General features: G+C 30.2%; 24 protein-coding genes, 7 tRNA genes and 1 riboswitch. Of the genes, 3 read left to right on the forward strand and 28 right to left on the reverse strand.

The annotated features are described in order from the left end of the window. Positions 1 to 26: 26 nt before the first annotated feature. On the forward strand, positions 27 to 713 hold the full coding sequence (locus E0E45_RS13660) for a DUF975 family protein (RefSeq protein WP_130891671.1): 687 nt from the start codon (positions 27 to 29) through the stop codon (positions 711 to 713). Between the two features lie 56 nt (positions 714 to 769). Here E0E45_RS13660 and E0E45_RS13665 read toward each other — a convergent pair whose 3' ends face one another. From E0E45_RS13665 to E0E45_RS13795, 27 genes are all read right to left on the reverse strand, one after another. Then, complete coding sequence (locus tag E0E45_RS13665; protein WP_130891672.1) at positions 770 to 1,960, reverse strand: amidohydrolase; 1,191 nt, start codon at positions 1,958 to 1,960, stop codon at positions 770 to 772. A 105-nt stretch (positions 1,961 to 2,065) separates the two neighbouring features. Next, positions 2,066 to 2,893: a carbon-nitrogen family hydrolase gene (locus tag E0E45_RS13670; RefSeq protein ID WP_130891673.1), complete on the reverse strand. Its 828-nt coding sequence runs from the start codon at positions 2,891 to 2,893 to the stop codon at positions 2,066 to 2,068. A gap of 92 nt (positions 2,894 to 2,985) precedes the next feature. Next, a complete protein-coding gene (locus E0E45_RS13675) occupies positions 2,986 to 4,293 on the reverse strand; it encodes a citrate transporter (protein ID WP_130891674.1) in 1,308 nt (435 codons plus the stop codon). 33 nt (positions 4,294 to 4,326) lie between these two features. Beyond that, the gene (locus E0E45_RS13680; protein WP_130891675.1) at positions 4,327 to 5,172 is read right to left on the reverse strand and encodes a MurR/RpiR family transcriptional regulator; all 846 of its coding nucleotides are present in this window, start codon (positions 5,170 to 5,172) and stop codon (positions 4,327 to 4,329) included. Between the two features lie 190 nt (positions 5,173 to 5,362). Next, positions 5,363 to 6,385, reverse strand: coding sequence for a tRNA (adenosine(37)-N6)-threonylcarbamoyltransferase complex transferase subunit TsaD (gene tsaD / locus E0E45_RS13685; protein WP_130891676.1), 1,023 nt, complete (start codon positions 6,383 to 6,385; stop codon positions 5,363 to 5,365). Between the two features lie 72 nt (positions 6,386 to 6,457). Then, the gene (gene pflA / locus E0E45_RS13690; protein WP_130891677.1) at positions 6,458 to 7,189 is read right to left on the reverse strand and encodes a pyruvate formate-lyase-activating protein; all 732 of its coding nucleotides are present in this window, start codon (positions 7,187 to 7,189) and stop codon (positions 6,458 to 6,460) included. A gap of 145 nt (positions 7,190 to 7,334) precedes the next feature. Beyond that, positions 7,335 to 9,563: a formate C-acetyltransferase gene (pflB, locus tag E0E45_RS13695; RefSeq protein ID WP_130891678.1), complete on the reverse strand. Its 2,229-nt coding sequence runs from the start codon at positions 9,561 to 9,563 to the stop codon at positions 7,335 to 7,337. Between the two features lie 205 nt (positions 9,564 to 9,768). Continuing rightward, a riboswitch (ZMP/ZTP riboswitch) is annotated at positions 9,769 to 9,849 on the reverse strand. Positions 9,850 to 9,909: 60 nt separating this feature from the next. Continuing rightward, positions 9,910 to 10,641 carry a lysophospholipid acyltransferase family protein gene (locus E0E45_RS13700; RefSeq protein WP_130891679.1) on the reverse strand — a complete coding sequence of 244 codons (732 nt, stop codon included), beginning with the start codon at positions 10,639 to 10,641 and terminating at the stop codon, positions 9,910 to 9,912. A gap of 13 nt (positions 10,642 to 10,654) precedes the next feature. Next, positions 10,655 to 11,200: a regulatory protein RecX gene (locus E0E45_RS13705; RefSeq protein ID WP_130891680.1), complete on the reverse strand. Its 546-nt coding sequence runs from the start codon at positions 11,198 to 11,200 to the stop codon at positions 10,655 to 10,657. Continuing rightward, complete coding sequence (gene recA, locus E0E45_RS13710; RefSeq protein WP_130891681.1) at positions 11,187 to 12,278, reverse strand: recombinase RecA; 1,092 nt, start codon at positions 12,276 to 12,278, stop codon at positions 11,187 to 11,189. Before recA ends, E0E45_RS13705 begins: the two co-directional genes overlap by 14 nt. A gap of 19 nt (positions 12,279 to 12,297) precedes the next feature. Then, positions 12,298 to 13,284, reverse strand: coding sequence for a glycosyltransferase family 9 protein (locus E0E45_RS13715; protein ID WP_130891682.1), 987 nt, complete (start codon positions 13,282 to 13,284; stop codon positions 12,298 to 12,300). Further along, positions 13,281 to 13,979 carry a lipopolysaccharide core heptose(II) kinase RfaY gene (locus tag E0E45_RS13720; protein ID WP_130891683.1) on the reverse strand — a complete coding sequence of 233 codons (699 nt, stop codon included), beginning with the start codon at positions 13,977 to 13,979 and terminating at the stop codon, positions 13,281 to 13,283. The genes E0E45_RS13715 and E0E45_RS13720 overlap by 4 nt, the downstream gene beginning before the upstream one ends. A gap of 4 nt (positions 13,980 to 13,983) precedes the next feature. Next, a complete protein-coding gene (locus E0E45_RS13725) occupies positions 13,984 to 15,003 on the reverse strand; it encodes a glycosyltransferase family 9 protein (RefSeq protein WP_130891684.1) in 1,020 nt (339 codons plus the stop codon). Further along, entirely contained in the window at positions 14,981 to 16,021 is a 1,041-nt protein-coding gene (locus E0E45_RS13730) for a glycosyltransferase family 9 protein (RefSeq protein WP_130891685.1), read from the reverse strand. Before E0E45_RS13730 ends, E0E45_RS13725 begins: the two co-directional genes overlap by 23 nt. Before the next feature lie 15 nt (positions 16,022 to 16,036). Further along, positions 16,037 to 16,807, reverse strand: a complete 771-nt coding sequence (locus E0E45_RS13735; RefSeq protein WP_130891686.1) for a glycosyltransferase family 2 protein — start codon at positions 16,805 to 16,807, stop codon at positions 16,037 to 16,039. Positions 16,808 to 17,001: 194 nt separating this feature from the next. Beyond that, positions 17,002 to 17,078, reverse strand: a tRNA-Met gene (locus tag E0E45_RS13740). A gap of 110 nt (positions 17,079 to 17,188) precedes the next feature. Continuing rightward, complete coding sequence (gene rd, locus E0E45_RS13745) at positions 17,189 to 17,347, reverse strand: rubredoxin (RefSeq protein ID WP_005979749.1); 159 nt, start codon at positions 17,345 to 17,347, stop codon at positions 17,189 to 17,191. Between the two features lie 47 nt (positions 17,348 to 17,394). After that, entirely contained in the window at positions 17,395 to 17,781 is a 387-nt protein-coding gene (locus tag E0E45_RS13750) for a desulfoferrodoxin family protein (protein WP_130891687.1), read from the reverse strand. Between the two features lie 32 nt (positions 17,782 to 17,813). After that, positions 17,814 to 18,230, reverse strand: a complete 417-nt coding sequence (locus E0E45_RS13755) for a Fur family transcriptional regulator (protein WP_130891688.1) — start codon at positions 18,228 to 18,230, stop codon at positions 17,814 to 17,816. A 90-nt stretch (positions 18,231 to 18,320) separates the two neighbouring features. Then, a complete protein-coding gene (locus E0E45_RS13760) occupies positions 18,321 to 18,773 on the reverse strand; it encodes a GNAT family N-acetyltransferase (RefSeq protein WP_130891689.1) in 453 nt (150 codons plus the stop codon). 20 nt (positions 18,774 to 18,793) lie between these two features. Further along, the gene (gene truA, locus E0E45_RS13765) at positions 18,794 to 19,522 is read right to left on the reverse strand and encodes a tRNA pseudouridine(38-40) synthase TruA (protein WP_130891690.1); all 729 of its coding nucleotides are present in this window, start codon (positions 19,520 to 19,522) and stop codon (positions 18,794 to 18,796) included. 71 nt (positions 19,523 to 19,593) lie between these two features. Then, positions 19,594 to 19,677: transfer RNA gene (locus E0E45_RS13770), tRNA-Leu, on the reverse strand. 4 nt (positions 19,678 to 19,681) lie between these two features. Then, positions 19,682 to 19,757, reverse strand: a tRNA-Lys gene (locus tag E0E45_RS13775). 14 nt (positions 19,758 to 19,771) lie between these two features. After that, positions 19,772 to 19,847, reverse strand: a tRNA-His gene (locus E0E45_RS13780). A 33-nt stretch (positions 19,848 to 19,880) separates the two neighbouring features. Further along, positions 19,881 to 19,957: transfer RNA gene (locus E0E45_RS13785), tRNA-Arg, on the reverse strand. A 16-nt stretch (positions 19,958 to 19,973) separates the two neighbouring features. Further along, a tRNA-Gly gene (locus tag E0E45_RS13790) sits at positions 19,974 to 20,049 on the reverse strand. A 5-nt stretch (positions 20,050 to 20,054) separates the two neighbouring features. Beyond that, a tRNA-Pro gene (locus tag E0E45_RS13795) sits at positions 20,055 to 20,131 on the reverse strand. 286 nt (positions 20,132 to 20,417) lie between these two features. Between E0E45_RS13795 and E0E45_RS13800 the strand changes: the two genes are divergently transcribed. Together E0E45_RS13800 and E0E45_RS13805 are read left to right on the forward strand one after the other, a co-directional pair. Next, entirely contained in the window at positions 20,418 to 21,071 is a 654-nt protein-coding gene (locus tag E0E45_RS13800; RefSeq protein ID WP_130891691.1) for an OmpA family protein, read from the forward strand. Between the two features lie 201 nt (positions 21,072 to 21,272). After that, the gene (locus E0E45_RS13805; protein WP_130891692.1) at positions 21,273 to 22,232 is read left to right on the forward strand and encodes an L-lactate dehydrogenase; all 960 of its coding nucleotides are present in this window, start codon (positions 21,273 to 21,275) and stop codon (positions 22,230 to 22,232) included. A gap of 61 nt (positions 22,233 to 22,293) precedes the next feature. Here E0E45_RS13805 and E0E45_RS13810 read toward each other — a convergent pair whose 3' ends face one another. Beyond that, positions 22,294 to 23,139, reverse strand: coding sequence for a patatin-like phospholipase family protein (locus E0E45_RS13810; protein ID WP_130891693.1), 846 nt, complete (start codon positions 23,137 to 23,139; stop codon positions 22,294 to 22,296). Positions 23,140 to 23,173: the final 34 nt, after the last annotated feature.

The following is a 23,173-nucleotide window of genomic DNA, read 5'->3' on the forward strand; positions in this document are numbered from 1 at the left end:
CAATATACAAGGAGGAAATTACAAAAATGGCAAAAATCAGCATAGGAAACATAAAAAATGAAAGTTTAAATACTTTAAAAAATAATTGGGGAACTGGAATATTAATACATCTCTGTTTCTTTTTAATTTCTCTCCTTTTAGAAATATTAAATTCTCTGGAAGAATTAGTTTTCACTCAAATAGAAAACAGCTTATTGCTAATTTTAATTTTTCTTATTATCTTTATAATTATGAATATTTCTCTTGTAAATGCAAATGTTATGGGAAGTCTTAAATGTTTTCTTGAATTAGCAAAGGTAAAAAAATTAGAAGTTAAGCATTATTCTTTTGGTTTTAATCATATGTTTACTGCTTTTAAAGTGGGAGGAGCTTTTTGCTTATTTACATTTTTATGGTCTTTGTTTCTAGTTATTCCTGGAATTATAAAAAGTATAAGCTACTCTATGTCATTTCTTATAGCAATTGAATATCCTGAAATTTCAGGAAGGGAAGCTTTAAAATTGAGTATGAAGCTAACTGATGGATATAAATGGGATATTTTTCTTTTAGGACTATCTTTTATAGGATGGGCTTTTTTGTCTGTTCTTACTTTAGGGATTGGTTTCTTATGGCTTAGCTCATACATGGATACTGCTTACTGTATTCTATATTTAAAATTAAAATGCAACAGAATAGAGCTATTTGAAGAATTAGAAAGAGAAATTTATTTATAGGTTTTTATTTGAGATTAAGGACAGAAATAAATTTATTTCTGTCCTTTTTAATTATACTAAGTTTGATTCAACCTATTAATCACAACATTAATTAAGCTCTTTATTCCTATTTTTATCACTCTTTCATCTGCAATAAATTTAGAACTGTGTAATTTACATAATCCTTTATTTTTTTCACTTTCTCCTCCTAACCACATAAACACTGATGGAACTTTTCTGCTAATATATGAAAAATCTTCTCCTATTGAAGTAGGAATTGTATTTACAATAACATTTTCTTTTCCAAGTGTATCTTCTAGTATATTTTTTATATTATTTGATAAATTAACATCATTATATACTGAAACGTATCCATCTGTATATTCTAATTCTGCAATACACCCATAAGCCTTTGATATATATTCCACAATCTCTTTTAATTTTATTTTTACAGTACTATTTATCTCATCTCCAAATGTTCTCACAGTTCCTTCCATTATAACATCATTTGCAATAATATTGTATCTATCCCCTCCATAAATTTTTCCAATAGATATTACAGCTTTTTCAGAATAAGATAAATTTCTGCTAATAATAGTTTGAATAGAGGTTATAATATTTCCTGCTACAATGATAGGATCTTTTCCCTCATTAGGCAGAGATCCATGGCAGCTTTTCCCTATTATTTTTATTTTAAACCTATCTGATTTTGCTGTTGCAATACCAGGACAAATTTCTATTTTTCCTAATGGGATTCCTAATACATGCATTGCATATGCTTCATCTACTTCTTTCAAAACTCCTAAACTAATCATTTCTTTTGAACCACCTATTGGTGAGCTTTCTTCAGCATGTTGAAACATGAATCTAACATTTCCATTTAATTTTTCTTTTAATCTATTTAAAATAACAATAGTTCCTAATAAAATAGCTGAATGAAAGTCATGTCCACAAGCATGCATAACATGACTATTCTGTGAAGAATATATCAAATTTGTTTCCTCTTCTAAAGGCAAAGCGTCCATATCAGCTCTTAAAAGTAAAGTTTTTTTATTTTTATGTGAATTTATTTGACCTATAATTCCATAATTTAAAGAATTTAATTTTAGATCATTTATATTATTTTTTTTCAATATTTTTATTATTTTTTTAGAAGTTTCTTTTTCATTATTACTCAATTCAGGATATCTGTGAATATCTCTTCTCAAAAGTAATATTTCATCAAAAGTTTCATTTATTAATTTTTCTATATATTCATTTTCAACCATAATCTACCTCATAAAAAAAATAGTTTCCATTACCATTCATTTGGCCATTCTTCAATAAAATTATAAACCACCACTTTATATGGTGGTTTATAATAAAAATCTTTCTTATTGTTTTTTTAGCAATCCTTCTTTTTCATAAAACTCAGGATGTCTATCTCTAAAAACATGTATAGTTTCCCTTATTTTATGTATTATTGAAAGATCAACACTTCCATAAACTATTTCCTCTTTCTCTCCTCCTTCAGCTATTATTTCTCCCCAAGGATCTATAATTAATGAATGTCCACAATAACTTCCCATAGGACTTTCACCAACACGATTGCATGCAATAACAAATATTTGATTCTCTATAGCTCTAGCTTGCAGCAAAGTTCTCCAATGATTTACTCTAGGATTTGGAAAATCAGAAGTTACTATTATAGCCTCAGCGCCTTTTAATGCATATATTCTTGAAAGTTCACAAAATCTAATATCATAACATATCATAAAACCAAATTTTCCTACTTCTGTTTCTACAACTTCTGCTTTATTTCCTGGTTCAATCATAAAATTTTCGTCCATATCACTATACAAATGCATTTTACTATAATCAGCTATTATTTCTCCATTATTGTTAATAATAAAAGTAGTATTTCTTATTTTTCCATCTTCAGAACTCTTTGTCGCGATTGAACCTGCAACTACCAAAATTTTATATTTTTTTGCTAGTTCTTTTAAAATAGTTACTGATGGTCCATTTTCTGCTTCACAATAATTTTCCATATCATGAAACATTTTATCAGAAAATCCATAACTCCAATCTTCAGGTAAAACTATAACATCTGGAGTTGGTATATGTTCCATTGCTTTTTTAAATAATTTTTTTACATTTTCAAAATTATATTCAGTATCACAAAATTTTATATCTGTCTGTAAAAGTGCAAAATTTAACATCTTAATCCCTCCTATATTTTTTATAAAAAATTAAAATGAAATTTGATTGATAAATCCATCATTTTTCTAAATTAAATAATAACTTTTTATTTTTATATTCCTTTAGCATAAAGAATAGCTCTAATAATAACTACTATGAAAGTTACAATAGTTATACACCATCCATTTTTTAACATTGCTTTTATATTTTTAGAATGAGCTAGTCCCATAGTTCCAACCATATCAACAGTAGGGCTTACAAAAAATGTTACTTGGCATGCTACTAATACTATAAATGCCCATATCCCCATATTTACTGACATAGATATAACCAATGGTAAAAATAATTCATGTGTTATTTGAGCTTGAGCAACTCCTGCTCCTGAAATTCCAAAAACACCTATTGCTGCTGCAATAACTAAGAAAGCTCCTACTCCTCCAGCATCAATTAACGGTTTCATATAATTAGAAATTGATTCAAAAGCCCCTGATTTAGCTACATAATTTAAAAATGGATCAAACAAAATAAACATAAAAAACATCCAATACATTTTAGAAGATCCTTCTACTAATTTTTTTATAGCATCTGTCAAACTCATTCCAGCCGAAAGACCTGTAACTAGAGCTGCTGTAAGCATAACAACTATTGCATAAGATGCTCCAGCTTTTGCCACAATACCATAAACCAGCATTATAAGCATAGTCAATATAAATGTAAATGTCGCCCTATTTACTATTGGAGTAGCTTTAAAATCACTTGCTTTAGTTTCATTTTCTGCAAAATTTTCCTTTCCTCTAGTTAATTTTTGAGTATGACAAGCCATAAAATATGTTGAAACCCATATTATAGTTCCCATTGGTATACCTGCATTTATCATAAATTTTGAATAAGTTAATCCTGTAAGCCCCATTATTGTTGCAACTGGTGGAACAAATGGTCCAATTTGAAGTCCTGTGGCTGCAGCTCCATGAAATATAACTCCTAATGTACTTGGAGTCAATCCTAAACAAGCTACAATTGGTATTAATATTGGTGCTACAATTGCAACTGAACCAGATAAAGTTCCCAACATAGAAACTAATAAAGTACAAGTGACCATAGATATTAAAATTGCTTGTTTTTCAGTTTTTATATTTGTTTTTTCTACAACAAAATATACAATATTTTGAGCGACTTTTGTATGAGTCAGCACTTCTCCAAGTCCTGATCCAAGAACAATTATAAACCCAATTAAAGATAAAAATGAACTGAGAGAGTTTTTCAAGGTTTCCCCAAAGCCTATAACACTTTCTCCAGTCATAATAGCTCCAAGTAAAACGCAAAGAAGAACAGATAGATTCATATCTTTACCTTTTAGCATTAAATAAATATAAAGTATAAGTGGTAAAAATCCCAAAATTGGTGGTAAATCAAAAATCATAAAAACTCCTCCCTTTAATTTATATGTTATTTTCTATAGATAAACTTTCATTTCCATAGCAATTTCCTTTAATTTTTCTAAACTTTCTAAAGTGTTTTCTTTATTTAATTTAGCTAATTTTATACAAAGAGCATTTAAAATTGTCATTGCTCCTACAAAAGAATATGTTTTTTCTCCATTTTTACTCAAAAGAGCACAATCAGAAATCAATGCAAATGGTGAAGTTAAAGTGTCTGTTAGACAAATTATTTTATTATTTCTTTTCTTAAAAAATTGAGCTATTTTATAAGTAAAATCAGTATAAGCATGAAATGAAATTGTAAATAATACATCATTTTCTTTTAAATAAAGTAACTTATGTGTATAATCTTCAGTTCCAGAAATTATTATTTCAACATTCTCTTTAAATTCTTTTAACATAAAGTAAAAATAATATCCTAAAGAATACGAAGATCTACTTGAAACTATATAAATTTTGCCAGAACTTTCTATAATTTCTAATGCTTTTTTAAAATTTTCTTTTAAATTTTCATTTGGAAGTTTTTTTAAAATCTCTATATTTTGTAAGATTACATCATCTAACAATGTTTCTTCTTCCCCAATTTGTAAAATAGATTCTTTAAATTCTTTCATTGGAGTTATTTCTTTTTTCAATATTTCTTGAATATTTTTTTGAAATTCTGGATATCCTTTAAATTTAAAATACTGTGTAAATCTTATAATAGTAGCTGAACTTAATCCTGTAATTTCTGATATTTCCTTTATTGATAAAAATGGAATTTGAGTAATATTCTCAAAAATAAAATCTGCCATCACTTTAAAACTTTTCGTTAATTCGCTATATTGTTCTTTTATTGTATTAATAATATATATTTCCATACAATCACCTCTCAATTTTAATTGATTATACCTTATTCATAAAAAAAATGCAATAGTTTTTGTAATTTTTTTTACATTTTAAATAAAAAATGTAATTTTAATTACTTTAAAACAAATAAAATTTTTAATTTTTTTCATAAAAAAAAGCCAAAAGTTTTTCCTTATGGAGCTTTTGACCTTTTTTTATTCTTTAATATAAATCTTTAGTTACATCTAATGTTGCTATTCCATTTAATTCAAGTCCTGCAAAGCAGTCTTCTTCCTTCTCTGCACATTTAAGTTTAAAATATGCTGCCTCTGCTATCATAGCTGCATTATCTGTGCAAAGTTTCATTGATGGATAATGTACTTTTATTCCAAGTTTTGCTCCCTGTTCAGTAAGCTGACTTCTCAACAGCGAATTTGCTGCAACTCCTCCTGCAAGTATTATAGTTTTTACATTTTTATCCTTAGCTGCTTTTAAAGTTTTTTTGCAGAGAATATCCACTACCTTTCCTAAAAATGAAGCTGCAAGATCTTCTTTTTTAAATTCTTCATTTTTCATATTCATTTTATTTACAAAGTTAATAACAGCAGTTTTTACCCCTGAAAAACTGAAATCATATTCTCCAACTCTTGGTTCTGTTATTTGCAGAAAATTCCTATCTCCCAAATAATACATCTTATCTACAATTGGTCCACCAGGATACCCTAATCCTAGTACCCTTGCCACCTTATCACAGCTTTCTCCCACTGCATCATCAAGAGTTCCTCCCATATTTGTAAACTTATGATTTTCATCCATATATACAATATTAGTATGTCCTCCAGATACAACAAGAGCTATACATGGAAGTTCTATATCATGCTCTAAAAAGTTAGCATACATATGTCCTTTTATATGGTGTACTGGTATTATTGGTATATTATGAGCATAAGAAAGCCCCTTTGCAAAAGATACTCCTACTAAAAGGGCCCCTATCAATCCTGGTGCATAAGTTACTGCTATATAATCAACATCATCAAGAGTTATTTTAGCTTCTTCTAAGGCTTCATCTAATATAGCAGCAATATTTTTTATATGCTGTCTTGAAGCTATTTCAGGTACCACCCCTCCATATTCTTTATGTATCTCTATTTGAGAAGATATCTTATTAGTCAATATATCTTTTTCATCTTTTAATATAGCTATCGAAGTTTCGTCACAAGAACTCTCTATTCCTAAAATTATCATTTAGTTCCTCCTTTTTTCTTCTTTCATCTACTGATTATTATATCACTTTTACAAGAAAAAAGCAGTTTTTTCCTAATTAACTTTTAAATTATATTTTTTAAAGATAGAAACAGCATTTTCCAACCTTTCTTTAGAAAGTTCTTCTACCCCTTCCAGAGCATACTTCATTCCCAGTTCTTTGTATTTAAATTCTCCAAGTCTATGGTATGGAAGCAGTTCTACTTTTTCTACATTACCTAGAGCAGATACATATTCGGCTAATCTATTTAAAAGTTCATCATCATCTGTAATTCCAGGAACAATTACATGTCTTATCCAAACTTTTTTCCCTTTTTCCTTCAAATACTGGGCAAATTTCAATGTATTTTCCAGTTCTACACCTGTAAGTTCTTTATATACTTTTTCATCTATAGCTTTTATATCTAAAAGTACAAGATCTGTATATTCCAATACCTCTTTTACTTTTTCATTAAATATATATCCTGAGGTGTCAACGACTGTATTTATCCCATCTTCTTTACATAATTTAAAAAGTTCAAGAACAAAATCAGCTTGAAGAAGAGGCTCTCCTCCTGTTACAGTAAGTCCTCCCTTTTTTCCAAAATATCCCTTATATTTTCTTACTTTTTCAAAAGTTTCTTTTACTTCCTCTTTAATTTTTTCTTCTGACATATTCCATGTATCAGGATTATGACAAAACTTACATCTCAATGGACATCCTTGAAGAAAAAGTACAAATCTTATTCCAGGTCCATCTACTGTCCCAAAACTCTCATATGAATGTATATTCCCAATCCTGTTCATATTTCCATCTCCTTTGAGAGATATTTGATTATCTCTCAATTTTTATTTTAGTATATCATATATTCAAAGAAAAGACTGATTCAAAATTGAAAGTCACTTCCCAAGTTTGAATCAGCCTCTTTGATTTAGTTTATATTATTTCAAATTACATTCTTCCATTGATTGTTCTAGATAATACATCTAACTGTTGTTCTCTTGTTAATCTTACAAAGTTTACTGCATATCCAGATACTCTGATTGTAAGCTGTGGATATTTTTCAGGATTTTCCATTGCATCTTCTAATAATTCTCTGTCGAATACATTGACATTAAGATGTTGCCCTCCCTCTGGAGTAAAGTATCCATCCATCATAGAAACAAGATTTTCTATTCTGTCTTCTTGAGTTTTTCCTAACGCCCCTGGTGCTATTGCAAATGTATAAGATATTCCATCATTTGAATGGTGGAAAGGTAATTTTGCAACTGATGCAAGGGAAGCTATTGCTCCTCTAGTATCTCTTCCATTCATTGGGTTTGCTCCTGGTGCAAATGGAGTTCCAGCTCTTCTTCCATCTGGAGTATTTCCTGTTTTCTTACCATATACAACATTTGATGTTATAGTAAGGATAGATTGAGTTGCTCTTGAATTTCTGTAAGTTTCATGAGTTCTTAAATAGTTCATGAATTTTTCAGTAACTTTTACAGCAATTTCATCTGTAGAATCTTCATTATTTCCAAAAGGAATATAATCTCCTTCTCTTTCAAAATCAATAATTAATCCTTCTTCATTTCTTATTACTTTTACTTTTGTATCTCTTATAGCTGCAAGTGAGTCAGCCACTATCGAAAGTCCTGCTATTCCTGTAGCTTGAGTTCTTTCAATATCAAGGTCATGTAATCCCATTTCAAATGCTTCATATGCATATTTATCATGCATATAGTGAATTATTTTTAGAGCATTTACATATACTCCTGCAAGCCATTTCATCATTTGTTCAAATTTTTCTACTACTTCATTAAATTCTAAATAATCTCCAGTTACTGGCTCAAATTTAGGTGCCACTTGAACTCCAGTTTTCTCATCTTTTCCACCATTAAGTGCATAAAGAAGAGTTTTAGCAAGATTTGCTCTAGCTCCAAAGAACTGCATCCCTTTTCCTATTTTCATAGGGGATACACAACAAGCTATTCCATAGTCATCTCCAAATTCTGGTCTCATAAGATCATCATTTTCATATTGAATAGAAGATGTATCTATTGAAACTTTTGCACAATAATTTTTCCAGTTTTCTGGAGAATTTACTGACCAAAGAACTGTTAAGTTTGGTTCTGGAGCTGGTCCTAAATTATATAAAGTATGAAGATATCTGAAAGATGTCTTAGTTACAAGTGTTCTTCCATCTACTCCTTGTCCCCCTAATGATTCAGTAGTCCATGTAGGATCTCCTGAGAATAGGGCATCATATTCTGGTGTTCTTAGGAATCTGATTATTCTTAATTTAATTATAAATTGATCTATCAGTTCCTGAGCTTCTTCTTCAGTTATAAGTCCAGCTTCAATATCTCTTTGAATATAGATATCTAAGAAAGTTGAAGTTCTTCCTAATGACATAGCAGCACCATCTTGATCTTTAGTTGCTGCAAGATATCCAAAATATACAAATTGTACAGCTTCTTTTGCATTTTCCGCTGGTCTTGAAACATCAAATCCATAAGAAGCACACATCTTTACAAATCTTTTTAATGCTTGAATTTGTTCATGAGTTTCTTCTCTTCTTCTGATAGTTTCATCATCCATTTCAGGAATTTCTAATATTTTCATTTGATTTTTTTTATCTTCTATTAATCTATCTATTCCATAAAGAGCCACTCTTCTGTAGTCCCCTATTATTCTTCCTCTTCCATAAGCATCAGGAAGTCCAGTTATTATACCATACTTTCTTGCTGCCTTCATCTCATCAGTATATGCTGAGAAAACTCCTTCATTATGAGTCTTTCTATATCTTGTAAATATTTCCTCTGTCATTGGATCAATTTTATATCCAAAAGCTTCCAGAGAATTTTTTACCATTCTAAGTCCACCTTTTGGGTAGATTCCTCTTTTTAGAGGAGCATCAGTTTGAAGTCCAACAATAGCTTCAGCATCTTTTTCAATATATCCAGGTCCATAAGCATCAATTGCTTGAGGTTTTTTAGTTTCAGCATCGTAGATACCTTTTGCTCTTTCCTCTTTAAACATCTCAGTAAGTTTATCCCATACTTTTTTGGTATTTTCAGTAGATTTAACTAAGAAAGATTCATCTCCTTCATATGGAGTGTAGTTACATTGTATAAAGTCTCTTACATTGATTTCTTTCTGCCAAAGATCCCCTTTAAAACCATTCCAATATTTCATTATGATACCTCCTCATAAAATAAAAACTTAATATTTAAAAACTGAATGATATCAGTTCTACTAACTGTTTAAAATATTTATACTTTCCATTGATTCTCTTAATATATTTTTATTTTACCATTCCTTACACAGTAAGTCAACAATTATATTTGGTATTTTTGTTGTCTTTTCCAAAAAAATGTATAAAAAAAACCGACAATCTAGGCTTGTTCGCCCAGACGGTCGGCATTATCATCGTTATACTTCATGTGGTTAATTCCACGTTCCGTCAGTCATATAACTGATATAATATTAACATTTTACAATCTTCTTGTCAATAAAAATATAGGCTTTTTTAATATAATCTTTATATAGCTTCAAAGTTATTAACTATGATATCTCTCACTTTTATATTTAAATTTTTTAATTCTTCTTTAGGAATATCTTCTACAAAAATTGGCTCATCTACTACTAAAGTTACTAACTTTCCTCTGTTCATTCTAAGAGTTCCTCTCTTTTGAATGTCATATGTTCCTTTTAATGTAAGGGGAACAATTATTCCTTTAGTTTCAGTTGCCAGTTTGAAGCTTCCTTTTTTAAAACTTAATACATTTCCATTGATAGTTCTTTCCCCTTCAGGAAAAATTACAGTAGGATATCCTTTTTTTATAAGCTCTACAGCTTTTTTCATATCTTTTATTCCCTCTCTTGGATTCTCTCGGTTAAGAAAAATACAATTGCTTTTCTTCATCCAAGTTCCAAAAAAAGGCCATGATTTCATCTCATGTTTTGCTACAAATCCTACATCCATATGTAATGCTGTAACTATTGCTGGAATATCAAGATTACTTTGATGATTACATACAAAAATTATTCCTTTAGTTTTGTCCAAAGAATTTATTGCTCTTCTATTTTTATATTTTACTCTTAATTTTACATTTAAACTTCCTAATACCATTCTTGAAAGCCATTTTAATTTTTTTCTCGAGTATTCTACTCCTTTTCTTTCACTAAAAAAATGAATCCTTGGAAGGTAAAATATACTTATAAATATGAATGAAAAAAAACCTGTTAATGAAGCTAAAATTAAACCTAACATTTTATCCTCCACATTACTCCAGCTCTGACACTGCTTTTTTTATGTCTTGATATTCAAATCCCTTTCTCATCAAAGAAAGTATCTTTTTTTCCTTTTCTTTATCCCCAAGTTTAATCCATAATTTTTTTATCTCTTCTAATTCATTTGCAGAATTTTCCCCTATAACTTCCTTTATCACAGTTTGAGAAAGTCCTTTTTGAAAAAGCATGAATTCCATCTTTTTCTTTCCATAATTATGATTTCTTACATAACTTCTTCCATATTCATAGTCATCTAAATAGTTTTTTCCCCTAAATTCTTCTATAATCTCATCTATTATATGCTTTTCTCTATATTTTAGCAATAGTTTAGTTTTTAATTCTTTGATTGAATAATCCTGTTTTGACAAAAGAAAGTATCCCATGCTTAAAGCTCTTAATCTAATAAGAGTCTCATATTCCTCATCTGTAAGATACTCCTTATTCTTCAAATCAAATTCTGCTATAGTATTTTTATTCAAATCTATATAGAATATTTCATCAAAGTATACCTTATTACCTTTCAGACTAAACTTCCTCAAAACTTAATACTCCCTCTTTGGCCTCTGGTTTCTCAGTTCCTTTTTCATCTTTTTTCTCTGGTTTGATAGAATTTTTTACTTCTTCTTCTATTTTTGCAAGAAGTTCTGGTTCAGTTTCCAATCTTACCTTTACATTTTCTTTTCCCTGTCCAAGTCTAATATCTCCAAAACTAAACCAAGCTCCAGATTTTGCAACTATATCTTTTTCAATAGCCATATCAAGAATTTCTCCAACTCTCGATATTCCTTTTCCATACATTATTTGGAATGCTGCTTCTTTAAATGGTGGAGCTATTTTATTTTTAGTTACTTTTACAACAGTTTCATTTCCTATTATCTCATCGCCTTGTTTTACTGACCCTATTCTTTTTACTTCCATTCTTACTGATGAATAAAATTTTAAAGCCTTTCCTCCAGTAGTTGTAGTCTGAGGTCCAAATCCAAATCCACCGATTTTATCTCTGATCTGGTTTATAAATATCATTGTAGTTTTTGATTTATTTAATGTAGCTGTAAGTTTTCTTAAAGCTTTTGACATAAGTCTAGCTTGAAGTCCCATCTGCTGATCTCCCATTTCTCCATCTATTTCTACTTTTGGTACAAGTGCAGCCACTGAGTCTACAATTATAGCATCTACTGCTCCTGATCTTACCAGCATATCTGCTATTTCCAATGCTTGTTCTCCATAATCTGGCTGTGATATAAGAAGCTCATCTACATCAACTCCTAAAGCCTTAGCATACACAGGATCTAAAGCATGTTCTGCATCTATAAAGGCTACTATTCCTCCAGCTTTTTGTGCTTCTGCTGCTATATGAAGTGCTATTGTTGTTTTTCCTGAACTTTCAGCCCCATATATTTCAACTACTCTTCCTCTTGGTACTCCTCCCAGACCTAATGCAGCATCTAGATTTATACTTCCAGTTGAGATGACCTCTACATTCATTTCCTGATTATCACCAAGTTTCATTATAGAGCCTTCACCAAAATCTTTTTTTATCTGTTTCATTGCCAGTTCTAATGCTTTTTCTTTTTCGCTGACTTCACGATTTTTTTCTGTGTTCTTTGCTTTTGCCATCTCTTATTCACCACTTCCTTTATATTTTTACACTGTTTTCTATTGTATCAAAAACTTCTTTTCCTGTTATCTGTCTCATACAATCAAAGTGCCCTTTTGGACACTCTTTATCACCATGAAGACTGCAAGGAGAACATTTTACATTTTTATCTATTAATACAGTATTTTTATCAAAGTCAAACATTTCTGGACTTGTGGGACCAAATATTACAAAGGTTCTGCACTTTACTCCCCTTGCTATATGAAAGGGCCCTGAATCATTTGTGACAAGAAAAGAAGCTCTGGATAAAATTGCTCCACTCTCTTTAAGAGAAAGTTTTCCAGCCATATTTATTGTATGTCCTCCACTTATTTTATCTATTTCATTACAGATTTCAAAATCTTCTTTTCCTCCAATAAGAATAGTTTTTTTGCCATACTTCTCATAAATTAGATTTACCAGTTCTCCAAATCCTTCTTTTGTCCATTTTTTAGTATTTTTTGAAGCTCCTGGTGCCATTACAGGTAATCCCTCATATTCTTTATGTATATCATCTTTTTCAGAAAAAGCAAAACTTATGTCTTCACCTTTATATTCCAATCCAAAATCTTTAAATGCACCAAAATAATTTTTAACTATTGTATTATCAACTTTATATTTTATCAATCTCATTTTTACAAGAAGAGTTTTCCACCAGCTTCTTTTTCTGTATTTGAAAGTCTTTACTCCAATATTCTTTGAAATAACTTTTGATCTTATTTTAGAATGAAGATCAAATATATAGTCATAACCATTTTTTTTCAGTTCTTTTCCAAATATTTCCATATTATGAAGTCCATCATTCTTTTCCTTATTAAATAATATCACATTATCAACATATGAAACTCCCTCTATGGAATCCTTAAATTTGTCCAGAACTAAAAAATCTATCACCGATTCTGGATATTTTTCTTTAAACGCTTTCAACACAGGTGTAGTCAATATAATATCTCCTATCGAACTCAGCCTGATAACCAGTATTTTCACTTTTTTCTTCTCCTAATACTCTTTAATTTCCTCTTGATCCTTGAAAGCAGTGTTAGATAACCTCTCAGCATCCTAGCCCCTTTAAAATAGATATTATCCTTATCAAAATCTATTTTTTCAGGACAGCTCTCTTCAAGATACATAAATTCAAAACTCTTCCCAAAATTTCCATATTTATTTTTTTCTAACTTTGTATCTATAAGATATACTTTCCCCTTTTTTATTAAAAAATTATTCAAATGAGAATCCCCATGAAGAAATCCTAAATCATGTATTTTTTTTAATTCATGACTTATTATCTCTATATCTTCAAAATTACTTTCTCTTCCATCTATATATGAATAAATAAGATATGAATCTATTACCACTAATCCCCCTTTTTTTTCCACAGCTAGCCTAGGATCAGCTCCATTCAATCCAACTTCTCTTATTTTTTCTATATTTTTAAATTCTCTTCTGCTTTCACTTCCTCTAAATATAGAAAGAAATCTCTGCCATTTTCTATTATTTTTTTCAATAGGCTGTTTATATACAAGATTTTCTCCTTCTATTTCTATGAGTGATACATAACTTCTATGATCATCTTTAAGTATTTTTATAACTTTATATTCTTTATTTTCAATTCTTTCATACAGTTTCCTGTCTTTTTTTTCTTTATAGTATAAAAAAGTATTCCCCAGTTTTTCTTTATCCATAAAATCAGACTCTCTCTATTATTTTTAGTATTTCATTTAATACTATTTCTGGCTTTATATCCAGCATACATTTGAAATGTTTTTGAGGACATTTATCTCCTCCATGAAGGGAACAAGGTCTACATAATAGCCCTTCTGTTTCGAATATAATACTATTTTTAGACCAAGGAAAAAATCCCAATTCTTTCACAGTTGGCCCAAATATTGCGAGTATTTTAACATTTTTCCATGCTGAAGCTATGTGTATAGGAGATGAATCATTAGTTAAAACAAGTTCCGATCTCCTTATAAGTTCTGCAAGTTCCAAAAGGGTAGTTTTTCCTCTGAAATCAACTATATTCCCTCCAGTAACAATATTTAGAGCTAATTCATCTGCTCCACCTATTATTCCAGTTATTATATCTTCTCTATTCATTAACTGACCAATTACTTCATTAAAATATTCTAAAGGCCACTTTTTAGTAAACCACTTACTTCCAGGTGCTAAAAGTATAAGCTTTTTTTCACCATATCCTGTTAACATTTCATTTACTTTTTTTATATCCTGTTTATTTGGATATAGTTCTATTTCATATCTTTTCTCTTCTTTTCCAGAAACAAAAGATAATAATTTTTCTACTTCATGTTTATTTCTGTCATAAGGAATTTTTTCTGTATATAGAAAAGAAGCTGCTGCATTTTTATATCCTTTTCTTACAGGAGAGCCAGTTAGCCATGACAAAACAGAACTTCTTAAATATCTATGAGGAGTTATTACCAGATTAAAATTTTCATATTTTAACCTTTTCCCCAGTTGATATATCCCTTTTAATCCTTTATGCTTTCCTCTTTTATCGTACTCTATTATCTCACTTATATTAGGATTATTCCTCAATATAGAAGCTCCTACTGGTGTTGTAACATAAGTTATATCACTCCAGGGATACACTTCTTTCAGCTTTTTTACCAATGGTGTAGAGAGGACTATATCTCCTATAAAAGCTGTGTGTATTATTAGTATTCTAATTTTTACCACCTTCCTCAAGCTTTAAAGCTCTTTCTAAAGCTAATATCAGCTCAAGTTCCATATTTTTATCATACTTATCAAAATATGGATTATTATAATCTTCTGAAGGGTTATTCTGATCTGGTATCAGATAAAATACTTTATCATTTCCAAGAATTCCCCATCTTGTAGGACTCTGTGTTTTTTTAGCTGGATAAATAGCAACTATTCTTTTTTTCAATGCTCCTGCTATATGAGTAGGTCCTGTAGAAGCTCCCAAATATACATCTGCTCTGTCTATTATTGCAGCTATGTTTAAAAGTTCTCCTCCATTGGCATAGAGATATACACCTTTTTCTAAAGAATCTTTTACAAGTTTTTCTCCTCTTTCCTCTTCAGAAATATGACATGTAATTATAATAGCTATCTCTGGATTTCTTCTCTTAAAATTCATAATAAGACTTGCATATTCCTCATCTTTTATATTTTTGGCAGACCCTCCAATAAATGGATTTACCACTAAAGCCTGACCTTTTATATTATTCATTTTGAAGAAAAGTTCTGCTGCATTCCTATGTTTCTCTTCATAATTCATCTTGGTATTTAATTCATATACCTTCTGATAAAGTTCTTTATCTAATTTTTTAACAAGATCAAGATTATATTTTCCCTCATTTTTTATAGATTTTGATCTTTTCTGCCATACCCCTTTATTATAGGTAAAAATTGATGAAAGTTTAGAAATAGGCCCTATTTTTATTTTTGCCCTGCTTGCTCTTGCTAGTTTTGCCACAAAAGAGTCATTATATAAAGCAATAAATACATCTGCCTTAAAATATGCTATTTTCTCTATAAGTTCGCTTTGAGAATATTCATCTATCTTCATAATTCTATCTATGTAAGGAAGATTTTTTACAATCTCATAGTTATATTTTCTCACTAAAACTACCAGTTCTGCATTAGGGTACATTTTCTTTATCATAAAAAAACTAGGAATAGACAATATTAAATCCCCTATTTTATCAGTTCTGGAAACTATTATTCTTTTTATATCCATTGTCAGCTCCCTCTATCAGTTTTTCTTATTCACATAACTTCCATTCTTATAAATTTCTCTGAGTTTAAAATATTTTACCATTGAGTACATAGAACTTGTACTTGCTAAGAGAAATCCCTCTACTCCATCTAAAAATCCAAGTCTTATAATATACATTCTTATAAATTTATATATTGGATTAAAAATTATCTGCCCTATACTTGCTTTTTTTCCTTTTTTGTAGTATTCCAAAGCTCCCTCAGTAGTATAACGATTGAATTTAGAAAAATAATCTTCTAAAGTCAGATAACTATGATGGTATATATCTTCTTTTATTTTATATACTTCTTCTTGTGTCACAAAACTTTCATGCACTGTATTATCATTAAATCTTCCTGCTGTTTTCAAAAAAAGCCTTACAGCATAAGATGTTCCCCATCCTCCATGTTTTATCTGCTTTCCAAAACATACAGAGAGTCTATTTATTTCATACACTTTTTTATCTTCAGTTCCATTTATTATTTCAATTATTTTTTGTTTCAGTTCAGGAGAAAGTTCTTCATCTGCATCTACTGCCAATATCCATTTTCCATTACAGCTTTCTATTGCAGCATTTCTTTGTTTTCCATATCCAAGCCATGGCTGATAAATAAATTTAGCTCCATATTTTTCTGCAACCACTTTAGTTCCATCAGTAGAGCCACTATCTACAATAACTATCTCATCACATATATCAGCTAAAGCCTTCAAAGTTCTCTCTAAGTTTCTTTCTTCATTGAAAGTCATTATTGCTGCTGATAACTTCATAAAATTCCTCCCAAAAACTTTTATATCAATACACTAATTATATCAAATATCAGTTCTTTTTCAAAGCAAATATCTTTGTTCAAAAAAAGAAAAAAGATGAACCGGCCAAGCTCATCTTCTTCCATAAAAATATTTAGGGTTAGACTACAACATATGAATCTAAAAAGTGGGGTTTAAAAAAATTATTTGGAATATGGTGCCTAGAAATGGATTCGAACCATCGACCGTACGGGTATGAACCGTATGCTCTAGCCAACTGAGCTATCTAGGCATATGATTATTAATAGTACACTATTTTTTGTCCTTTGTCAATATTTTTTTAACTTTTGTTGTAAAAAGACACGCCATATTAGACGTGTCCTTTTTTAAAACTTTCATTAATTAAATTGCTTCAAATTCGTCTTTTTCTGCTGAACATAAAGGACATACCCAATCCTCTGGAAGATCTTCAAAAGCAGTTCCAGGTGCTACTCCATTGTCTGGATCTCCATCTACTGGATCATAAATATATCCACATACCTTACATTCATATTTTTTCATTGTGTTTCCTCCTGGTTTTGCTAATTTTATTTTAACCTTATTTTAAATTATCTATCTTTCCATAATCCATGAATATTGCAGTATTCATATGCTACAACTTCTTTTCCTTTTGGTACTTCAAAGAAAGCTTCTGGTTCTTCTCCTGGTTTCAAATACTTTCTATAAAGTTTATCTCCATCTACTATAATTTCGATAAATTCTATATAGTGAGCTTCAAGCATAGGATGTTTAGTATCTTTTCCAACTTTTACAAGATATCCATTTTCTTTTTCTTCTACATAAGGAACATGCTTTTCAGTTGAAGCATCCTGAGTTTTAGCCTCTAATTTTTCTACTTTATCATTCCCAGCAGCAGTTGAGCATCCTTTTCCTTCAGAAACTACCTCAAATACCATATCACAATCTTTACATTTAAAAAATTCATTTTTTGTCATAAATAACACCTCCATAATAATTTCACGTTACTTTAATTATTCAAACAGTTTTTACAAATTCCTTTAAAATAAAGATGCTGTTCTTTAATTTCACACGCATCTAATTCTTTAGAATTTAATAATTCCTTATTTATATCTAAATCATATATTTTTCCACATTGTTCACATTTAAAATGACCATGTATACTCATATCTATATCATATCTAGTTTCATTTTCTTCTATTACTATAACATTGGCTATTTCTTTTTCAATAAAAAGATTCAATGTATTGTAAACAGTTGTTTTTGATAATGTTGGTATTTCAGTGCAAAGGGCTTTATATATCATGTCTACTGTCGGATGGTTTCTCTCTTCATATAAATATTGAAATACTTTCATTCTCTGATATGACGGCTTTATTGAATGGCATTTCAAATATTCACCAATGTTCTCTATTTCTATTCCCATTATTTTCCCCTCCTTAACCAATCTAAGTCAAAATTGTAATGATTATATATTTAATGATATAACGATTTTTATATTATGTCAAGTTAGTTTTCAAATCACTAATTTTTTTTTCATTAAATATCTATGTATTCCTTTTCCATACTCATTCTCTTGATATTCCACTATCTCATATCCAAGATGCTCATACATCTCAATAGCTATCTTATTTTCTGGGTCTACAGTTAATGATATAGCTTCATATCCTTTTTCTTTAAGGTACTTTTCACTTTCATTCATTATTTTTTTTGCATTTCCCATATGTCTAAACTCTCTCAAAGTACATATACCATAAAGAAAAACTTCTTTTTTATCAAAGCACTGCATATATTCCACTATTGAAATTATTTTTTTTTCTTTTTCCAAAACAAATACTTTTCCATATCTAAGAAGAGCTTTCAATATCCAAAGATCTACTCCTCCTTTTCCTCCAAATGCTTCTTCTTCTAATTCTACTATTTCACTTATCAGAGGCAAATCTGCTCTATTCAATTCTTTTAAAATCATTTTCTTCTCCTATCTGTCAATCAATAATTGACTTCTGAAAGATAAAGACCATAAGGGTCTGCAACTTTTTTTATAAAATCCTTATTTGGATTTTTCAACATATCTCTCAAGCAATCTTCATTCTGGTTTCCAAAATATATATCTAATGCTGTTCCCATCATTATTCTTATTTGAGATTTCAAAAAGGAATTTCCTTTTATATCTATAATCAGTTTATTTTCTTTCTCTTCTCCTGTTATACTGTATATCTCTCGTATAGACGTTTTACTTCCACAATCACTGAGCCTAAAATTATTGAAATCATTAACTCCTATTAAAGGACTCAGTATTCTTATAAATCTATTTTTATCCATTTTTTCATGAACCAATGTCACATATCTGCTTTCAAAAGGATTCTTTATCCAGCTTATTATATATCTGTATGCTCTATTTTTTGCCATAAATCTAGAGTTAAACTCTATATCTACATCTTTCACTTCAAATACCTCTATATCCAAAGGCAATCCTTTATTAAGAGCATATTTAAGTTTTTCTGTTGGTATGGGAGAGCTTGTAAGAAAATTAGATACTTGTTCTAACGCATGAACTCCTCTGTCTGTTCTCCCAGCAGATATCATATTTACTTTTTCTCTTAAAACTATGTCTAAAAGTTTTTCTATTTCTCCCTGTACAGTTCTTTTTCCAGGCTGCCTTTGAAATCCATAGAACATACTTCCATCAAATCTGTATCTGATTCTTATGTTTCTCATTTTTCTTCTCCATATCTCAGTTTCAAAAAATATAAAAAAAGAGATCCTTTTAGAATCTCTTATCAGCAAAATGGTGCGAAGAGAGAGACTTGAACTCTCACGTCTGGGACACTAGATCCTAAGTCTAGCGCGTCTGCCAATTCCGCCATCCTCGCACGATGGTGCGTCATACAAGATTTGAACTTGTGGCAACACGATTAAAAGTCGTGTGCTCTACCAGCTGAGCTAATGACGCATATTAAATTTTAATGGGGTGATCGACGAGGCTTGAACTCGCGACAACCAGTGCCACAAACTGGCGCTCTACCAACTGAACTACGATCACCATATCTAAATCATAAATCTGTAATTTGGATAGTGGCGTATCTGAAGGGATTCGAACCCCTGACCCACGCCTTAGAAGGGCGTTGCTCTATCCAGCTGAGCTACAGATACACTCAGTAGTCTTAAATGGAGCGGGAAACGAGGGTCGAACTCGCGACATTCAGCTTGGAAGGCTGACGCTCTACCAACTGAGCTATTCCCGCATAGATGGTCGGAATAGCAAGATTCGAACTTGCGGCCCCCTGCTCCCAAGGCAGGTGCGCTACCGGACTGCGCTATATTCCGAGGCCTTTCTTTCAAGACAAGAATGATTATATCATTTATACAAAAACATGTCAACACTTTTTTCAAAATATTTCAAAAAAAAATTTTAAATCATTTCAAAGAATTGTAGAACCTTTATAAAACCTAGGAAATTTGGGATTGTATTTTATTAAAATTAATAATATAATATTAAATATATAAAGGAATTTATTCCTACTTCTCGAAAATTACACTAATAACAGAGAAAAAATTTATTGATTTTTATTTAAAATTGATAAATTACTTTTTATCATAAGGAGGATTTAATATGAATACAAGAAAAGCTATGTCTAGTCTTTTACTAGCTTTAATAATTACTGGATGTACATCTTCACCTTTTTTAGATGAAACTGGTTCTGTAAGTGGTAAAACTAAAGGAACTGCTGGTGGAGCAGCAGCAGGAGCTTTAATAGGACAGCTTATAGGTAAAGATACAAAAGGAACTCTCATAGGTGCTGGTGTTGGTGCCCTTGCAGGATTAGGATGGGGAGCATACAGAGATCGTCAAGAGCAAGAACTTAGAGAGCGTTTAAAAAATACAGAAGTACAAGTAAGCCAAAATGGAGATAATCTAAATCTAAATCTTCCTGGAGGAGTTACTTTTGCTACTGATAGTTCTAATATAGTTTCTAGTTTCTATGGTCCATTAAATTCTATAGCCACTGTACTTGTTCAATATCCTGAAACTAGAATCATAGTTAATGGTTATACTGATAATGTAGGAAGTGCAAGCTACAATGTAAGTTTATCAGAAAGAAGAGCTGCAAGTGTTAGAAACTATCTTATTCAACAAGGTGTTTCTGCTAGAAGAATATCTTATGTAGGATATGGAATGGATAATCCTAGAGCTACTAACAGTACTGCTGCTGGAAGAGCTGAAAACAGAAGAGTAGAGCTAGAAATATTGCCTATGAACAATTAATATTCATCTTCATAATTAAGAGGGCATGAGAATTCATGCTCTTTTTTTATTAATTATTTTTCTGTTTTAAGACTACTTTTTTGTTTTTTAAACATTTTATTTTCATTTTATATTTTTTTAGAAATATTTTTTCGATTTTCTTGACACCTTTATTTGATAATGATATGATGTAAAAATCAAAGTACAAGGGGGATACTTTTTATGGTCAATACAAGAAAAATAGGAATTATAGGAGCTGGACATGTTGGAAGCCATTGTGCTTTTTCTATGATATTACAAGGTATATGTGATGATATAACTTTTGTAGATGTAAATAAAGAAAAGGCTGTATCTCAAGCTTTAGACTGTATGGATACTCTTGCTTTTCTGCCACATAAAGTAGTTATAAAAAGTGGTGAAATAAAAGATTTAGGTGACAAAGATATCATAATAATATGTGTAGGTACCATTGACAATGTATCAAAAGATCGCCTTTGTGAACTTGATCATTCTTTAAAAATAATAAAATCTTTTGTTCCCGAAATAATGAAAACTGGATTTAAAGGTCATTTTATAGTTATAACAAACCCTGTGGATATAATCACATACTATGTACAACAGCTTTCAGGACTTCCATATAATAAAGTAATAGGAACTGGGACTGGTCTTGATTCTGCAAGACTTCGTAGAATATTAAGTGTTGAAACTGGAATAGATGCAAAATCGATCCAAGCATATATGCTTGGAGAGCATGGAGATTCTCAAGTAGCAGCATTTTCATGCACTACTATAAATGGAAAATATCTTCCTGAACTTATAACAGAAAAACCAAAAAAATTTAATAAGATAGATTTTGAAGCAATTGAAAAGAAAACAGCAGAAACTGGATGGGATATTCTTTGTGGTAAGGGCAGTACTGAATTTGGAATCGCTTGCACATGCAGTGATATGATAAGAGCTATCTTTCATGATGAAAAAAAAGTTATGCCTTGCAGTGCCTTTCTTCAAGGAGAATATGGAGCTTCTGGTATATACGCTGGTGTTCCAGCTGTTATTGGAAAAGAAGGTATAGAATATATAATTGAGCTTCCATTAAACGAAATAGAAAAGAAAAAACTCTCTAATGCTTTTGAAATTATTAAACATCATGTGGAAATAGGTAAAGAAGCAATTGAAGATTAATAAATATCTACACCTAAAAAAGATGACATAATTTAAAAATATGTCATCTTTTTTTATACATTTATTTTTCAAATTCTGTTCTATATTTTTTTAAAAACTTTTCTCCATCTATAAACCCTTGCCGATATGCTACAAGAAGCTTATCTTTATTTTTTTCAAATCTGTCTATTATAAGAGGTTTTTCTGGAGCTATTACCCAGGCTTTTCCCTCTTTTTCTAATTTTACTATTTCTTTTTGATTTTCTCTATATACTATATGGTGTTTTTTTAATAGTTCTGCCATTGCTGGATATTTTCTCATTACCAAAGAGCAGAAAGTTTGAAATTTTATAGCAGGTTTTATAAATTTTCTATGACGTGTAAGCACAACAATAAGTTTATCACATCCATCTTTCAAAGCCTCATTTACTGGTATAGGACTTGATGTTCCTCCATCAAGATATTTCTTCCCTTTATATTCTACAACAGGAGCTACAAGAGGAATAGAAGCTGAAGCTTTTAGCACTGTACTTCCATCTCTCAAAGAATCTTTTCCATAAAACTCTGCTTTTCCTGTTTCAACATTTGTCACTCCAACTTTAAAGTCACAAGGATTTGCAAAAAAAGCATCATAATCAAAGGGATCTATAGTTTTAGGAAGCTCATCATATAAAAAATCCATTCCAAAAAGTGAGCCTTTTGTCAATAAATTATAAAAGCTTAAATATCTCTTATCATTTATATACTCAGTATTTGTACGAAGTGCTCTCCCTTTTTGCCCTGATATGTATGATACCCCATTTGAAGCTCCTGCTGAAACACCAATTAAGTAATGTGGCATAAAACTATGTTTAGTAAAGGCATCCAATACTCCAACTGTATATACCCCTCTCATCCCACCACCTTCTAATACTAAGCCTGTTTTCATAATATCCCACCTTTATATAAGTATTTATAATTTA

Origin of the sequence: Fusobacterium ulcerans ATCC 49185 (assembly GCF_900683735.1) — a bacterium.
Taxonomy (GTDB): Bacteria; Fusobacteriota; Fusobacteriia; order Fusobacteriales; family Fusobacteriaceae; genus Fusobacterium_A; species Fusobacterium_A ulcerans_A.

Coding starts and splice junctions, on each gene's coding strand:
- truA (WP_130891690.1), bottom strand. CDS start 19,522: ATGAGAAACATAAGAATCAGATACAGATTTGATGGAAGTATGTTCTAT.
- E0E45_RS13730 (WP_130891685.1), bottom strand. CDS start 16,021: ATGGATATAAAAAGAATAATAGTTTCCAGAACTGATAAAATAGGGGAT.
- E0E45_RS13810 (WP_130891693.1), bottom strand. CDS start 23,139: ATGAAAACAGGCTTAGTATTAGAAGGTGGTGGGATGAGAGGGGTATAT.
- E0E45_RS13805 (WP_130891692.1), top strand. CDS start 21,273: ATGGTCAATACAAGAAAAATAGGAATTATAGGAGCTGGACATGTTGGA.
- E0E45_RS13675 (WP_130891674.1), bottom strand. CDS start 4,293: ATGATTTTTGATTTACCACCAATTTTGGGATTTTTACCACTTATACTT.
- E0E45_RS13750 (WP_130891687.1), bottom strand. CDS start 17,781: ATGACAAAAAATGAATTTTTTAAATGTAAAGATTGTGATATGGTATTT.
- tsaD (WP_130891676.1), bottom strand. CDS start 6,385: ATGATAATTTTAGGAATAGAGAGTTCTTGTGACGAAACTTCGATAGCT.
- E0E45_RS13720 (WP_130891683.1), bottom strand. CDS start 13,979: ATGGATAAAGAAAAACTGGGGAATACTTTTTTATACTATAAAGAAAAA.
- E0E45_RS13735 (WP_130891686.1), bottom strand. CDS start 16,807: ATGAAGTTATCAGCAGCAATAATGACTTTCAATGAAGAAAGAAACTTA.
- E0E45_RS13800 (WP_130891691.1), top strand. CDS start 20,418: ATGAATACAAGAAAAGCTATGTCTAGTCTTTTACTAGCTTTAATAATT.
- E0E45_RS13665 (WP_130891672.1), bottom strand. CDS start 1,960: ATGGTTGAAAATGAATATATAGAAAAATTAATAAATGAAACTTTTGAT.
- E0E45_RS13700 (WP_130891679.1), bottom strand. CDS start 10,641: ATGTTAGGTTTAATTTTAGCTTCATTAACAGGTTTTTTTTCATTCATA.
- E0E45_RS13760 (WP_130891689.1), bottom strand. CDS start 18,773: ATGATTTTAAAAGAATTGAATAGAGCAGATTTGCCTCTGATAAGTGAA.
- E0E45_RS13670 (WP_130891673.1), bottom strand. CDS start 2,893: ATGTTAAATTTTGCACTTTTACAGACAGATATAAAATTTTGTGATACT.
- recA (WP_130891681.1), bottom strand. CDS start 12,278: ATGGCAAAAGCAAAGAACACAGAAAAAAATCGTGAAGTCAGCGAAAAA.
- E0E45_RS13755 (WP_130891688.1), bottom strand. CDS start 18,230: ATGGGAATAGAAATAGAGAACATTGGTGAATATTTGAAATGCCATTCA.
- E0E45_RS13680 (WP_130891675.1), bottom strand. CDS start 5,172: ATGGAAATATATATTATTAATACAATAAAAGAACAATATAGCGAATTA.
- pflA (WP_130891677.1), bottom strand. CDS start 7,189: ATGAACAGGATTGGGAATATACATTCATATGAGAGTTTTGGGACAGTA.
- rd (WP_005979749.1), bottom strand. CDS start 17,347: ATGAAAAAATATGAATGTAAGGTATGTGGATATATTTATGATCCAGTA.
- E0E45_RS13660 (WP_130891671.1), top strand. CDS start 27: ATGGCAAAAATCAGCATAGGAAACATAAAAAATGAAAGTTTAAATACT.
- pflB (WP_130891678.1), bottom strand. CDS start 9,563: ATGAAATATTGGAATGGTTTTAAAGGGGATCTTTGGCAGAAAGAAATC.